The following is a 14351-nucleotide window of genomic DNA, read 5'->3' as shown; positions in this document are numbered from 1 at the left end:
GGACCGTCAGGCGGGCGGTGACTGGGCGGTCTCGGCCAGAAGCAGGGACAGCTCCCGGACCAGGTCGTCCATCGTCTGCCCGCTCTGCGCCTTGACCAGGCCGAGCGCGAGGTCAGCGAGGAGATAGAAGCCGAGGGTACGGGCCTGCTGGGAGCTGAACGCCGACATCAGCGCCTCGGCGCCGGCGAGGTCACCGCGGTGTTTGGCCGCGATGACCCCGGCGGCGCGTTGCACGATCTCGGCGGCCTCGGGGGTGTACCCGCTCACGCCGGGTCAGATCTTCGGGGTCGCGGCGCGGGCGGCGTCGAAGCGGGCTGTGACGTCGGTCCAGTTGACCAGGTTCCACAACCGGTCCACGTAGTCCGGACGCACGTTGCGGTACTGCAGGTAGTAGGCGTGCTCCCAGGCGTCGAAGACCAGGATCGGGGTCGAGCCCTGCCCGACGTTGCCGTGGTGGTCGTAGACCTGCTCCACGATCAGCCGTTGGCTCAGCGGCTCCCACGCCAGAACACCCCACCCGGAGCCCTGCACACCCTTGGTGGCGGCGGACAGTTGGCCGGCGAAGCCGTCGAAGGAGCCGAAGTGCTCGTCGATCGCCGCAGCCAGCTCGCCGTCGGGGCGGTCACCCCCGTCCGGGGACAGGTTGTTCCAGAAGATCGAGTGCAGCACATGCCCGGACAGGTTGAACGCGAACGTCTTCTCCAAGCCGACCAGGGTCGCGTAGTCGCCCTTGTCCCGGGCCTCGGCGAGCCGGTCGAGCCCGTCGTTGGCGCCCTTGACGTACGCCGCGTGGTGCTTGTCGTGGTGCAGCTCCAGGATCTCCCCGGACATCGCGGGTTCGAGTGCGCCGTAGTCGTAGGGCAGGTCGGGCAGGTTGTACACGGCCATCAGGTCCGTCCTCTCATTACTGCCTCAGTATGGCTGTTGCCATTATCTTGCAACAAGCGCTCGATTGTCAGGAGGGGGCACGATCGATCATCGAAACGTCGGGCCGGACGCCGTACGATGGGTGGCAGTGCTGGTTCGCTCCGCTGTCGTGGTGGGGCGTCGTAAGAGGGAATCCGGTGCAAGACCGGGACTGCCCCGCAGCGGTGAGTGGGAACGACCGCCGTCATACGCACTGGACGCGTGAGCGTCTGGGAAGCGACGGCCAGTAGGAGATCGGTTCACACCGATCGCGCCCGCGAGTCCGAAGACCTGCCCGCACCGCGTACGCGCCCGCGTACGCCGCCACCAGCCCCTCGGGAGGGCCTGGGCGAGGCCCGGTCGTCAGCCGGCGCCCTGCCGTTTCCTTCCCGTGTGGTCGGGGGTAGACCTCGAGGGAAGGACACCCGTCTCGTGACCACACCGTTCGGGCTGAGCACCGTGCTCGGCTACCCCCGCATCGGTCCACACCGGGAGCTCAAGCACGCCGTCGAGTCCTACTGGGCAGGCCGGATCGACGCCAACGCTCTTCAGGAGACCGCGGCCGGCCTACGCGCCGAGGTGTGGCGCTCGCTGCGCGACGCCGGTCTGGACGCTGTGCCGTCGAACACGTTCTCGTTCTACGACCAGGTGCTCGACACCACGGTCCTGATCGACGCGGTCCCGGACCGTTTCCGCCACCTCGGCCTCAGTGACCTGGACACCTACTTCGCCATGGCTCGCGGTACGGCACGGGAACCGGCTCTGGAGCTGACGAAGTGGTTTGACACCAACTACCACTACCTGGTGCCGGAGGTCGGCCCGGACACGGTGTTCACCGCCCGCCCCGACAAGGCGGTGCGGGAGTACGCCGAAGCAAAGGCCCTCCGCGTCACCACGCGGCCGGTGCTGGTCGGGCCGGCGACCTACCTCCTGCTGTCCAAGGCCACCGGAGACAGCCCGGAAGGGTTCCGGCCGTTCGACCGACTCGATGACCTCGTCGCGGTCTACGCCGACATCCTCGGCACGCTGGCTGACGCCGGGGTCGCCTGGGTCCAGCTCGACGAGCCCGCGTACACCGCCGACCGCACGTCGGACGAGATCGCCGCGCTGTGTGCCGCGTACCGTCGGCTCGGCCAGGTGGAACACCGGCCCCGGCTGTTCGTCGCGTCGTACTTCGGTGACCTCGGAGACGCGCTGCCGGCGCTGCTGGGCACTCCGGTCGAGGCGGTGGGCATCGACCTCGTCGCCGGGCCGGGCAACCTGAAAAGGCTCGCCGCCGCCGGGCCGCTGGAGAGCAAGACGATCGTCGCGGGGCTGGTCGACGGGCGCAACATCTGGCGTACGGACCTGCGCGCCGCCACCGCGACCGGCGCGGTGCTGACCGGGCTGGCCGACCACGTCGCGGTGTCGACGTCGTGCTCGTTGCTGCACGTGCCGGTGGACCTGGCCGCCGAACCCGACCTCGATGACGATCTGCGTGCCCGGTTGGCGTTCGCCCGGCAGAAGGTCGACGAGGTCGTGGCCCTCGGACGTGCCCTACGCGACGGCGTCGGCGTCCTACCCCCTCCCCCACCGGCCGCACCGGCCGCCTGGCGCAACGACGCGGTCCGCGCCCGCCTCGACGCGCTGCGGCCCGAACACGTACGACGGGGGCCCTACGCGGAGCGAGCCGTCAAGCAGCAGGCCAGACTGGATCTCCCACCGCTGCCCACCACCACCATCGGGTCGTTTCCACAGACGCAGGAACTGCGCCAGGCCCGGGCGGCGCACCGGGCCGGCCGGCTCGACGACGCCGGCTATGCCGAGCGGATGCGCGCCGAGGTCGCGCACGTCGTCGCGGTGCAGGAACGGCTCGGGTTGGACGTGCTGGTGCACGGCGAGCCGGAACGCAACGACATGGTGCAGTACTTCGGCGAACAACTGGCCGGATTCGCCGCCACGGTCAACGGCTGGGTGCAGTCGTACGGCTCCCGCTGCGTCCGCCCACCCATCATCTACGGCGACGTCACCCGGAGCGGCCCGATGACCGTCGCCTGGTCCACCTACGCGCAGTCACTGACGAACCGGCCGGTCAAGGGCATGCTCACCGGGCCGGTGACGATCCTGGCGTGGTCGTTCGTCCGCATCGACCAGCCCCTCGCCGACACGGCCAACCAGGTCGCCCTGGCCCTGCGGGACGAGGCCCGCGACCTGGAAGGCGCCGGCATCCGCGTCATCCAGGTCGACGAACCCGCCCTACGGGAGACCCTGCCGCTGCGCCGGGCTGACCAACGCGCCTACCTGGACTGGGCCGTCGGGGCGTTCCGTCTGGCCACCAGCGGAGTCGCCGACGCCACCCAGATCCACACGCACCTGTGCTACTCCGAGTTCGGCGAGGTCCTGCCAGCGATCGACGCCCTCGACGCCGACGTCACCAGCATCGAGGCGTCTCGGTCGAAAATGGAGATCCTCGACGACCTGCGCACCACCGGCTACCAACGCGGTGTCGGGCCCGGTGTGTACGACATCCACTCCCCCCGCGTACCGGAACAGTCGGAGGTCACCGACGCCCTGCGCCGCGCCGTCGCCGCGGTGCCCGCCGACCGGCTCTGGGTCAACCCCGACTGCGGCCTGAAGACCCGCGGGTACCCGGAGGTCGAACAAGCCCTGACCCGCCTTGTCGCGGCCGCCGCCGAGATCCGCGGCACGCTCACCTGAGCGCGCGGTGGGGCGGCGGTGTGCCGCCGCCCCACCGTGGCTCCTGGCTAAGCGCCGCCGCCGATGTCCGTCCCGGCCACTCAGCCGCGGCAGTGTCACCGGACGCCGGGGGGAACCCGCCGAGCGCGGGAGTCGGGACGGCCAGCGAGGATGCCGGCGAGGATCTCCGCGCCGTCGACGACCCGCGGGCCGGGGCGGTTGAAGTAGGCAGGCCCGTCGACCACCCACACCTGCCCCTGACGAACCGCGGGCAGGTCCGCCCAGCCGGGTTGCGCCGCCGCCACGGACAACTCGTCGAAGGTGCGCTCCGGCGGGAACCCGCACGGCCCGAACACCACCACCTCGGGCGCCAGGTCGGCGACCACCGACCAGCGGTGCGGGGTGCTGTGCGCGCCCGGCCCGAGCAGCAGCGACCGCCCACCCGCATAGGCGATCTGCTCCGGCACCCAGTGCCCGCCAGGCATCAACGGGTCGAGCCACTCGACGAACAGCACCGTCGGCACGCCGGTCACCGACCCCGGCAACGCGGCGAGGCGACGCCCGGCGTCGGCGCGGATCTCCGCCGCCCTGCCCTCGGTGCCGGTCAGCGCGGCCACGGCATCGACAGTGTCCAGGATCCCGTCGATGGTCCGCGCCTCCAGGGACACCACACTGGTGTCGAGATCGATCAGACGAACCGCGTCGTTGACCCGCTCGTAGGAGACCGCGCACACATCGCACAGATCCTGGGTCAGGATCAGATCTGGCTTCAACCCCTCCAGCATGGCGACGTCGAGCTGGTACAACGACGATCCCCGGTGCGGGTCACCGGCGATCGCCGCCGAGATCTCCCGGCTCGTCAGAGCCTCGGGCAGGGACGTCGCGGTCACCGCCGGGATGTCGGCCAGGGCCCCCGGCGGCCAGTCACACTCATGGGTACGCCCGACCAGATGACCGGTCAGGCCAAGCATGGCCACGATGTCCGTGGCGGCCGGCAACAGGGAGACGATGCGCACAACCGCCTGCCTACCAGGCACGACCGAGCCACGTCCACTCCCCTTCGAGACCACGGCGGCGATCAGCGGCCGCCTGGTCGAGCAGATCGGTGGAGCCCGCACGATCAACCCGGGTCTGTCAGACACTCAGTCACGACCACCTGGTTGTGCTGTCCAGGGAGGCTGGTCGAGGTTGTGTGACGACCCGGTTTGCTGTCACCTGGCGGGCGCACGGTCGGCGGCAGACCTGGATGCGGGTCGGCGGCGACGGTCAGGCGAGGAAGCGGTGCAGCACGCCTGTCAGATCGTCGGGGTTTTCCTCGGCGACGTGGTGTCCGGACCGGATCGGTTCGCCGCGTAGGTCCGCGACCCAGGACCGCCAGACCGCGAGTGGGTCACCATAGAGATCTTCCATGTCGTCACGGGTGGACCACAGGAACAACGTCGGACAACGGACGGTACGGCCGGCACGCCGATCGGCCTCCTCATGCTCCCGGTCCACGCCGAGGCCGGCGCGGTAGTCCTCCAACATTGCCCGCACGGTCGCCTGATCGTGGATGGCCTCCCGCAGCTCCCGATAGTTCTCGGCACCCATACGCTCCGGGTCCGCACTGTCGTACCAGGCGTCGGGATCGGCCATGATGGCACGCTCCGGCTTCTCCGGCTGCGCGAAGAAGAACCAGTGGTACCAGTCCCGAGCGAACCTCGCGTCGCATCGGGCGAGGGCCTCGCTGATGGGTACACCGTCCATGACCACCAGCCGGCTGACCGCGTCGGGGTGATCGAGCGCCAGGCGCAACGCCACATAGCAACCGCGGTCGTGCCCGACCGCGGCGAACGTCGAGTGGCCGAGCGCGTTCATCAGACCGAGCATGTCCCCGGCCACCGCGCGCTTGGACTGCTGGGAGTGGTCGGGGCGGATCCGCGCCTTTCCCGACTGGCCGTAGCCGCGCATGTCCGGGCAGACCACCGTGAAGCCGAGATCCACCAGTCGCGGCGCGACCCGGTGCCACGTCGATCCGGTACGCGGATGCCCGTGCACGAGCAGGACCGCAGGACCCTGTCCGGCGTACCGGACCCGCAGCTCCACCTCACCGACGTCGACCCGCTCGTCTGTGAAACCCTCGAACATGGGCAAGAGGTACCCAGCGCCTCCTGCCTGCAACCTCCGCGCATTCGGCGGGTGCGATGCTGTCGGCCTGTATCAGTAGCCGGGCCGCGCTGGTGTGGTCGTCGGCTTGGAGGTGAGCGCGGGCCATGTCGACGAGGTGAGCCGCGCGGTGCTCCACGGGCAGCCACCGCCATCCGTCGCGCCCGATTGCCTTGTCGTGCCGGACGAGCGCCTCCGGTCCATCGCCCAGCTCGACGGCAGCGGCGACCCGAGCCAGTTCGACAGCGGTCGGCCCGAACGCGGTGTGGTGATGGTCGTGGCCGTCGCCGACTCGGGTGGCCATGTCGGCGGCTTCGTCCAGTAGGTCAGCGGTGACGCGGACGTTGCCGGAGGTGGCGGCGATCAGGGCTGCCTGCACGAGCAGGGCGCCGCACAGCGACACCTCCTGAGGTTCGCCGGTGTCGGGATCGGGTGGGGCGATCCGGTAGGCGGCGGCCAGCATCACCGACCTCGCCCGCTCCGATGTCCGGAGGACCTGGCCGAGTTGCACCGCCGCGCACGCCAGCGAAGTCCGGTCACCGGTGGCGGCGGACATGGCCCGGTCGGCGGCCAGCCAGGCAAGGTGGGCCTCGTCCAGTTTCACCAGCAACGCTGCCGTGACCCGGTACGCCTCCACCACCAGCGTCCGACCTGCCTCCGGGTCCTGGGCGTGAGCCCGGTGCACCCTGGTCAACAACGCCGGCAACAACTCGACCAGATGCGGATAGCGAGCGTGCTGGTAGGTGGTCCACGAGTGCGCGATCTCCCGGGCCAGTCGCTCCGGCGGCATCACCTCACGGCGGGCTGACGGTCGGCCGAGGGCCATCTCGTACGTCGACATCGCCGCCCGAATCTGGGCGACACCTTCGTGGCGCTCGGCTGCCTCGACGGGCTGGATGTCGCGTCCGAGCAGGGTCGCGGCGTCGACGCGGAGCACGGTGGCGATGTCGCGGATGGTCGACAGGCGTTCCAACGAGCGCACGCCGCGTTCGATCTTGTCCACCCAACTCTTCGACTTCCCCAACCGATCCGCGAACGACTGCTGCGAGAGCTTCCGGCGCACCCGCAGGTAGGCGACGCGTCGGCCGATCGGCATGGGGTCACCGGTCACGACGCCACCGCCGATCCGGCACCGCCCGGGTAGCTTCCTCGACCGGTATTCGTTCGGCCTCGGCCTGCGCCAAGATGCGTTGCTTCGCGGCCTCCCGCTCCGCCGCTTCCGCCTGTTCGCCTCGGCTTTGCCCTCGATCGCGTTCCACGCCGCCCACGTACAACCCCTCCTCAGACAGGGCGCGGCGGTGTGTGTTGACGGGAGATGTCGCCACCGTCGCGCCGGCTCAGAGGCGCGACCGCAGCACATCGGAAAGGGACGAACATGCGGGTCGCGCTGTAATCGGGACGCTACGGACCGCACATTCGTTAGCTGGAACGCTTACGCACCACTATTAGGAGGTGAGGCTCATCCGCTCGCACAGCCCCCGCAGCTCCGGGGATGTCGCGCCCTTGCGCAGCAATGACCGTGCCGTCTCCCGCGCCGACACCGACGAGCGGGCATGCTGCGGACCGACCCGCTCCGCGGCGAGCAGCATCCGCACCGCATCACGGTCCCGGCCGACCGCCTCGGCGGCACGCCCCATGTCGAGCCAGAAATACACCTGCCGCACCGCCGGCAAACCCGCCAACTCCACACCCGCCGCCGTCTGCAACGCGGCCTCTGGACGGCCCGTGTCAAGGAGGAACGCCATCAGCCACAGCGCCACGTTTCGTGGCCCCCAGGCGAGATCCCAACTGTCTGTCTCCCCGGTGTGTGCTGCAATCCGCCCAGCCTCGGCAAGATGGTCTTCCGCAGCGGTCTGATCGCGCAGCCCGGCGAGGTGATGCGCCCGCGCCAGGTGCAGGAAGCCCAGAACGTCCAACGCCGCGTGCGCACCGCTACCCGCTAGATCAGCAGCCGCGACGTCACACAGCGCCCGCGCCGGACCGTACGCCCCCGAATAGGCCGACACCCGCGCCTGGTTCGCCGCCGCGACCCCGACCGCCACCGGGTCTTCAAGCAACCCGGCCGCCTCGGCACAACGCTCTGCCGCCAGCCACGCATGCGCCGGATAGCTGACGTTCAGCAGTGACCCCATCGCCACGCCGTACACCGCTACCATCTCCGTCAACGCCACTCGTCGATCGGTGAGGCCGTGCATCGCCGGCACCAGATCGACAAGCCGCCGCAGCGCGCCCGCGTAGTCACAACGCCCGTACAGGCCACTCACGAGTGCGGCCTCACGACGCACCTGCTCGGCAGTCGCCACCGCACCGGAACGCCCGCCCATCGGCGTGTCCATCATGATCCGCCACACCCGCTCAGCGTCGATGCGCGCTGCGTCAAGCTGCCGATCGGCCGGCGTGTAGGCCTGGCCGGTCAGATCCACCACCGAACACTCAAGAGCCGCAGCCAGATCGACCACCATGTACCGGTCGGTGTGCTGCTGGCCACGTTCAATCCGCGACCACGACGTGTGGGAGATCCCCGCCCGACTGGCCGCGTACCGCACACTCCAACCACGCAACTCCCGACGAGCACGAATACGATCACCAATCGACGGATCAGCAGGTATGGGCCGGCGAGGCATCAGCAGCACTCCAGATGACATGAGATCCCTGCCGACCATCCCCGGCAGGCTGCCACTTCGGACGGTACACCGATGCGCACCGACAGCACCCTCATGCGCCTGATCATCTATTCGTGCCGCAGAGGTTGAAGCGGAACTTGGACCGTCTCTTCCGTGACCTGCGGCGACCTGGTCGGTGCGCTGCTAACGCGTGCTCCTGCGCTCCTGCTGTCGATGGCTGGTTGCCGACGTTTCACGCTGCCTCGTGCCCCGTGTGTGCCTCGCAGACTCCTTGACCCCCAGGCAACCAGCACTGCCACCTGAGCTGCTGTTCCATGGCCCTTGACCTGGGGGCACGGTCCGCCATCGTCCGAGCTTGTCCACTGGCGTCCGCACCGATCGTCATTCGGTTAGTCACCCAGGGTCGCCCGCCTCGCCCACCCGCACAACATCCTCACGGGTCGCCCGCCATACGTGCGAGGCAACGCCTTGGTGAGCTACAAGCGCTCGCTGAGTAGCAGTTGCCCGCCGCCGACCAGCATCGCCACGCCCGCCAATATCATCAACACCCCAAAGAGCCTGTCGAACACGATGAAGAAAGCGCGGCGTCGAGCCAGTCGGTCATCCGTCCACCGGAAGGGACTAAGCGGACGCACGATCTGCATCGATAGTTCTATATGCTTTGTCGCGATGCCGCGATAGTCGCTCGCGAGGGCCGCTCCAATCACGATGAAGAGCACTCCCAACAAAAGCCCGAGCAAAACCCGCCACATCACGATGCCTCCGCCAAACGGCTCCCGGGCAGCCCCGCTGACACAGCGAGACTAGACCACATCCTCAAGCCATCCCGTCTGCCGCCGACCCGCCCTCTTGGGGAGCGGGCCGCCGCTCGGCCCGCCACGTCAAGCGGACCTTGACGCACGTGCGGACGCTGGCGGGCCGGGCGGTGGTCTGCTCGGCTCGCGGCGGCTCAGCTCAACGACCAACGCCGCAGCCTCCAGGTTGAACCACTTCGCCGGCAGTACGCCGGCAGTCCGGCAGCCGGCGGCCCTGCTCGCGGAATCGCTGCTCAGGCGGCGTAGACGGCGGTGGCGTCGTCGCTGCGCTTGTTGCGTGCCCACTTCACGCAGGACGGGTCAGCGGCTTCGATGGCACGCACTCGGCTGATCAGCTCGGTCGGGCCGTCCTGGGCCAGGACGTCGAGCACGTCGGGCCAGTCGAGTAGACCGAACAGAGCCACCGGCCGGGCGGCTCCGTCGGTCAACACGGCGACTCGCCGGACGCTGTCGAGTGGGACTTCTCCGGTGATCGCATAACGAGCGGCGAACGGGTCGGCCGCTGCCACCCAGTACCCGCCGGGTTGGTTACGAGCGGCCAGCTCGGCGTGCTTCATCCGCAGCAGTGCCGCCTGCTTCTCGGCCGATCCGAAAGGGTGCCGGTCTGCCTCGTCGCGTTCTGCGCGCGCCGTCTTGTCGACCCGGTCATCGGTGATGACCTGGACGCCGTCCACAGTGTCGATCAGCACGGTGACGTCACCCAGGACCACGTACTCCAATGCGGTGTCCTTGAGCCGCAGCACTGCCGTGGCAGCCGATGGTGTTCCCGGGTGGCTGAGGTCGCAGGTGTCGCGGTGCTGGTCGGCGGTGAGCCGGATGCCGTACATCAGCGCGTTGACCAACTCCGAGTCGCGGTCGGCGGCCAGGCCCGCGAGAGCGGACCCGAGCTTTGCGGCGTACCAGGCGATGCCGTGGACACAGCCGGTGCCGGTGCGAGCCGTAGCACCGTCGAGAACCACGATCAAGCTCTCGCTGGCCATGGCCCAGTCCTCGATGGGCGACGTCGGGTTGCCAGCCTCCGGTGGTCATCGAGGTACTGGGCGACTCCGAGAGTGCCCATGGCGTGGATGCCCGCGAGGTAGAGGAAGGTGCCACGTCCGTCAGGGCGAGGAAGCCGACCAAGATACCCGTAGTCGACTGGCTCACCGCTGTCCGACGGCGAGCGGAACTCCTCGCCGGTCTGGTGGTTCACGAGGTAGACGCCGTTGTCATCGCTGCCGAAGCCCAGCTTCGGATCAGACGCGAGCACCTGCCCGACGAACGGCAGAGTCCGAGGTTCGCCGACCACAACCAGATTGGTGCGGTTGAGGTCGACCATGCCCCTGATGACCACCACCCCAACCCCTACCGGTAACCGGTGGCGTTAGCCCCGCCTCAAGCAGTGGTGCAGCCGGCCACCCGCTACGCCAAACGCGCATCCCTCTACCGGTCGAGCCGGGTTCTCATCGCCGCTGCCATCCGGCTTCCATGTTCGACAGAAGCTTCATCGCTGCGGATGCTCGCGTCGAGGGCAGCCCGCTCCACTCGTTGGTGGTAGTCCAGCCACCATGCCTCGTCGGCGGGGGGCAGGTTGTCGTTGCTGGGCAGCAGCCCGGCGGTGCCGTCGACGAGTTCGCGCACGATGTCGGCGTGGCCGGCGTGCCGTTGGGTGTCCACCACGACGTGGACCAGGACCTGATGCAACGTGACCGCCGCATCGCCCCACCACGGCACCCGGCCGACATCGTCCAGTGCGAGTGCCTCGATGGTGGCGTCGGCGTGGGCGATCGCGCGACGGTACAGGTCGATGATCTCCTCGTGGGTCTCGTCCGCGGTCGCCCACATGTCGGCGTTGGGCTCCGCCCCGGCCCCGACATACGGCAGATCCTGGTCAAACGGCCGGCCGAACACGACGCCGAAGTAGAGGATCTCCCCGACCGCCGCGTGTTTCACCAGGCCGAGCAGGTTGGTCGCGGTCCGGGTCAACGGGCGGCGAATGTCGTATTCACCGAGCCCGTCGAGCTTCCACAGCAACGCTTGGCGGCCGCCCTTCAGGTAACTGTGCAGGTCATCCTTCATCGCGGCACTATGGCATCCATTCGGATGGCGTGCTGCCCCCACCGGAAGATCCCGAAGCCGCGGATGTTCGAGTGGCCGGCGCGGACCATGAACGTGAACGCCCGACGGGACGCGCGGTGAGGGGCGTCGTCGCGGCCGGAGCCGCGGTGCCGAGGCTCCAGCGGGGTGCTGGGGCCTCGGCGCCCTCGAACCAGCGGGAGACGCTACAGCCTGCGGGTGTCCGGCAGCCGCAGCGATCTCGGTCGGTCAGGCCTGTAGGTGTACGCGACGACGCCGTGCGACGAGCACCAGCGCGATGCCGACCGCGACGGCGATCGCGGCCGCGCCGACGAACAGCATGGTGTTGTTGCCGGTGACCGGCAGGCCCGGGCCGGCGCTCGCCGATGGCGAGGCCGACAGCGACGGCGGCGACGACGCCGACAGCGACGGCGACGGCGACGGCGACGCCGACGGCGACGCCGATGCCGACGCCGATGCCGACGGCGACAGCGACGCCGACGGCGAGACGCTCGGCGAGCTCACGGCGACCTTCTTCGCCGGTACGAAGACGCGCGGGTCGTCACCGTCGTCGGCGCTGACCGACGTCAGAGTGTGGTCGTCCTCGCCGTTCTCGCCGGCCAGGATCTTCCAGCCCGCCGGGGCCGTGAAGGTCAGCAGGACGTCGCCGGCGGGGAGGTGGGCGAGACGGAACAGGCCCTTGGCGTCCGTGCTGGCCTCGGCGTACTTCGTCTTGCCGTCGGCACTGGTGGCGACGACCTTGACACCCGGGACGCCAGGCGTCCGGGGCGTCCACTCGGCGCCAGAGGACCCGCCCTGGAAGACGTAGCCGCTGAGATCGTCGAAGACGCCCGCCACCGGCAGCCGCACTCTGGTGATGTTGTCGGCGTTGTTGGCCTCGCCGTTGTCGGCGGTCAGCTCGAAGGCGACGTATGCGCGGCCGGTCTGCCCCGCCACACGGTTGATCTTGCCGGTGAGCTGAACGGTCTTGGTGGCGCCAGCGGCGAGGTCGAAGCCGGTCGACAGCTCACCGTAGGCGACACCGTCGACGCCCTCGCTGTCGCCGCCGGTGTAGTGCACGTGCTTAGCGTCGACCGAGCTCTTGTTCCTCACCGTGACCGTGATGGTGAAGGAGTCGCCCTCGGCATAGTTGGCCTTGTCGGCGGTGGAGGTTACCGCGATATCCGGCTCATTGTCGGCGGCCAGGGCGGCCGTTGCCGGGAGCACGGCCACGAGCATGCCCATGAGGGCGGCGGCGGCAAGTTTGCGCATAGGGGGTCTCCGTAATGGGGGGCAGCGATCAGCGCGATGCTAGCGGCTGGGCGAGTCGCTCCGCTGCCCCAAGATCAAAAATGTGGTCGGAGAGGCCGTCCCGGATCGACAGGCTCTCCGCGAGCCACAGTCGGGTGATCACTGCCAGCACTTTCCATCCGTGGAGGCGACGTCAGCCGGATCTTCAGCGTCGGCCGGCCGGCTCGTTGAGCGGGCTCAGCGCGGTGGCGAGCCGGCCATCCAGGGTTGCGCGGTCCAGGTTGGCCCCGACCTCGTCGCCCACAACAGCAAGCGCCGCGACGATCCTGGAGTGCGCGGGCAGGAGGGCCGCGATCCGTGGCCGTAGCGGTCCGTCCACGTAGACGGCCCCACCGGGCTCGAACATCTCCATTGTCCGCCCGTCGACGACGTCACGCACGACAACCATCCCGTCGCCGCTTCTGCTGAGTTGCAGCATTCGCGTGTCCTTCGACAGGCGCAGGATCGCCGGGGTCCTGTTCGCGATCGGAGCCCGATCCTCGAAGCAGAAAACCCAGTTGTCGAACGCGCCGAGTCGAAGCAGCGCCCCGGGCCTGCTGATCGGGTAGGCCCGTTCCGCCTCGGCCAGCGTCATCAGCGTCAGGGAGTCGGCGCCGAGCGACGCCGCGACTGCGGCCGGTTCTCGATTCAGCAGAAAGGTGAGGCAGAAGCCCGCGAAGCGCTCCTGCCCCGCCCACCTCCACTGTTCCACGCCCACCTGAACAGGGTATGGCCGTTTGTCAGGGTGGGCCGAGAGGGTGGGCCGCCCCCGCATGGTGCAGCCCACCCGAGCCCGCCGTCCACGGCCGACGAAGACGCCCGACGGCCTCCGAGACGTCAGGCCGACGCCGCCGGCTGATACACGCAGTCGAGCGCACGTGCGACGTAGAGGCCGTGGTTGAGGTAGGTCAGAAGGACATCGATGGTCCCGTTGTCGAGCGCCACCTGCGCGGCCGCCCGCACGTTCTCCCCACCCTTCGACATCGTCTGGTTCGCCGCGATCCGCAGATCCGTGGTCCAGGCGACCCGCAGGCCCGTCTTGAGGAACGCCCGCAGATCATCCGCAGAGCCGTCCAGCCCCACCTGGATCCTGCCCGGCAACGTGGTCAACGACTCCCTGACCGCCGCAGCCATGATCTGGTTCGCCAGCACCCGCACCTCGGTGTCCGAGGCGGTGTCGAGGTCGACTGTGACAAGCGCGCGAATATCCGTGAACAGCTTGAGGGACCCCGCGTCGAGCGCACGTGCGATGTACAGGCCGTGGTTGAGGTAGGTCAGAAGGACATCGATGGTCCCGTTGTCGAGCGCCACCTGCGCGGCCGCCCGCACGTTCTCCCCACCCTTCGACATCGTCTGGTTCGCCGCGATCCGCAGATCCGTGGTCCAGGCGACCCGCAGGCCCGTCTTGAGGAACGCCCGCAGATCATCCGCAGAGCCGTCCAGCCCCACCTGGATCCTGCCGGGCAACGTGGTCAACGAGTCCCTGACCGCCGCAGCCATGATCTGGTTCGCCAGCACCCGCACCTCGGTGTCCGAGGCGGTGTCGAGGTCGACTGTGACAAGCTCACGAATGTCCGTGTACACGATCGCTCGGCAGGATGTTCCGGTGAGCCCGGGCGACCTGGTTTGCGCCACCGCGGATGTCGCCGGGGCCAGGAAGGCCAGTGCCAGGAGGATGCCAGCCGCAATCTTCAGTCGCATGTGGACTACTGTTTCCCTTCACCACGTGAATGATCGTCGGTGCGAAACATACAAGGTCTCCGAGATCCGCATGGGCCCTTGAGCACCGACCGCGTCGGGCCGCAGAACGCAGCCCGGAGCAGCGAGCCCCGACCGCTTC

General features: G+C 69.1%; 14 protein-coding genes, 1 pseudogene and 1 riboswitch. Of the genes and pseudogenes, 3 read left to right on the top strand and 12 right to left on the bottom strand.

Features of this window, described 5'->3' with window-relative positions:
- Nucleotides 1-6: 6 nt before the first annotated feature.
- Together AB0A95_RS11405 and AB0A95_RS11400 are read right to left on the bottom strand one after the other, a co-directional pair.
- Nucleotides 7-267: a superoxide dismutase gene (locus AB0A95_RS11405; RefSeq protein WP_357555582.1), complete on the bottom strand. Its 261-nt coding sequence runs from the start codon at nt 265-267 to the stop codon at nt 7-9.
- 6 nt (nt 268-273) lie between these two features.
- Nucleotides 274-888 carry a superoxide dismutase gene (locus AB0A95_RS11400; protein ID WP_357555581.1) on the bottom strand — a complete coding sequence of 205 codons (615 nt, stop codon included), beginning with the start codon at nt 886-888 and terminating at the stop codon, nt 274-276.
- Nucleotides 889-1002: 114 nt separating this feature from the next.
- Nucleotides 1003-1220, top strand: a riboswitch (cobalamin riboswitch).
- A gap of 118 nt (nt 1221-1338) precedes the next feature.
- On the opposite strand from AB0A95_RS11400, the gene metE reads away from it, so the two are divergent.
- Nucleotides 1339-3603 (top strand): 5-methyltetrahydropteroyltriglutamate--homocysteine S-methyltransferase, encoded by a 2265-nt coding sequence (metE, locus tag AB0A95_RS11395; RefSeq protein ID WP_357555580.1) that lies wholly within the window; start codon nt 1339-1341, stop codon nt 3601-3603.
- Between the two features lie 95 nt (nt 3604-3698).
- Here the strand turns inward: metE and AB0A95_RS11390 are convergent, their stop codons facing one another.
- The 6 genes from AB0A95_RS11390 to AB0A95_RS11365 all read right to left on the bottom strand — a co-directional run bounded on the left by AB0A95_RS11390 (nt 3699) and on the right by AB0A95_RS11365 (nt 10146).
- On the bottom strand, nt 3699-4598 hold the full coding sequence (locus tag AB0A95_RS11390; RefSeq protein ID WP_357555579.1) for an ABC transporter substrate-binding protein: 900 nt from the start codon (nt 4596-4598) through the stop codon (nt 3699-3701).
- Nucleotides 4599-4848: 250 nt separating this feature from the next.
- Entirely contained in the window at nt 4849-5709 is an 861-nt protein-coding gene (locus AB0A95_RS11385; RefSeq protein ID WP_357555578.1) for an alpha/beta hydrolase, read from the bottom strand.
- Nucleotides 5669-6838, bottom strand: a complete 1170-nt coding sequence (locus tag AB0A95_RS11380) for a helix-turn-helix domain-containing protein (protein WP_357555577.1) — start codon at nt 6836-6838, stop codon at nt 5669-5671. Before AB0A95_RS11380 ends, AB0A95_RS11385 begins: the two co-directional genes overlap by 41 nt.
- A 334-nt stretch (nt 6839-7172) precedes the next feature.
- Nucleotides 7173-8318: a helix-turn-helix transcriptional regulator gene (locus AB0A95_RS11375; protein WP_357555614.1), complete on the bottom strand. Its 1146-nt coding sequence runs from the start codon at nt 8316-8318 to the stop codon at nt 7173-7175.
- 509 nt (nt 8319-8827) lie between these two features.
- Nucleotides 8828-9106 carry a hypothetical protein gene (locus tag AB0A95_RS11370; protein ID WP_357555576.1) on the bottom strand — a complete coding sequence of 93 codons (279 nt, stop codon included), beginning with the start codon at nt 9104-9106 and terminating at the stop codon, nt 8828-8830.
- Between the two features lie 293 nt (nt 9107-9399).
- Nucleotides 9400-10146, bottom strand: a complete 747-nt coding sequence (locus AB0A95_RS11365; protein ID WP_357555575.1) for a hypothetical protein — start codon at nt 10144-10146, stop codon at nt 9400-9402.
- A gap of 41 nt (nt 10147-10187) precedes the next feature.
- Between AB0A95_RS11365 and AB0A95_RS11360 the strand changes: the two genes are divergently transcribed.
- Together AB0A95_RS11360 and AB0A95_RS11355 are read left to right on the top strand one after the other, a co-directional pair.
- On the top strand, nt 10188-10520 hold the full coding sequence (locus tag AB0A95_RS11360) for a hypothetical protein (RefSeq protein ID WP_357555574.1): 333 nt from the start codon (nt 10188-10190) through the stop codon (nt 10518-10520).
- A gap of 16 nt (nt 10521-10536) precedes the next feature.
- A pseudogene (locus AB0A95_RS11355) lies at nt 10537-10634 on the top strand (IS5/IS1182 family transposase); the annotation flags it as partial.
- Here the strand turns inward: AB0A95_RS11355 and AB0A95_RS11350 are convergent.
- The 4 genes from AB0A95_RS11350 to AB0A95_RS11335 form a co-directional block, all read right to left on the bottom strand.
- Entirely contained in the window at nt 10589-11224 is a 636-nt protein-coding gene (locus AB0A95_RS11350) for a DinB family protein (RefSeq protein ID WP_357555573.1), read from the bottom strand. The pseudogene AB0A95_RS11355 and the gene AB0A95_RS11350 overlap by 46 nt on opposite strands.
- Before the next feature lie 246 nt (nt 11225-11470).
- The gene (locus AB0A95_RS11345; RefSeq protein WP_357555572.1) at nt 11471-12493 is read right to left on the bottom strand and encodes an LPXTG cell wall anchor domain-containing protein; all 1023 of its coding nucleotides are present in this window, start codon (nt 12491-12493) and stop codon (nt 11471-11473) included.
- A 184-nt stretch (nt 12494-12677) separates the two neighbouring features.
- On the bottom strand, nt 12678-13229 hold the full coding sequence (locus tag AB0A95_RS11340; protein WP_357555571.1) for a hypothetical protein: 552 nt from the start codon (nt 13227-13229) through the stop codon (nt 12678-12680).
- Between the two features lie 119 nt (nt 13230-13348).
- Nucleotides 13349-14212 (bottom strand): ALF repeat-containing protein, encoded by an 864-nt coding sequence (locus AB0A95_RS11335; protein WP_357555570.1) that lies wholly within the window; start codon nt 14210-14212, stop codon nt 13349-13351.
- Between the last annotated feature and the right edge of the window lie 139 nt (nt 14213-14351).

Origin of the sequence: Micromonospora sp. NPDC049230 (assembly GCF_040647875.1) — a bacterium.
Classification (GTDB): domain Bacteria; phylum Actinomycetota; class Actinomycetes; order Mycobacteriales; family Micromonosporaceae; genus Micromonospora.
This window is presented reverse-complemented; position numbering and strand designations above follow the sequence as displayed.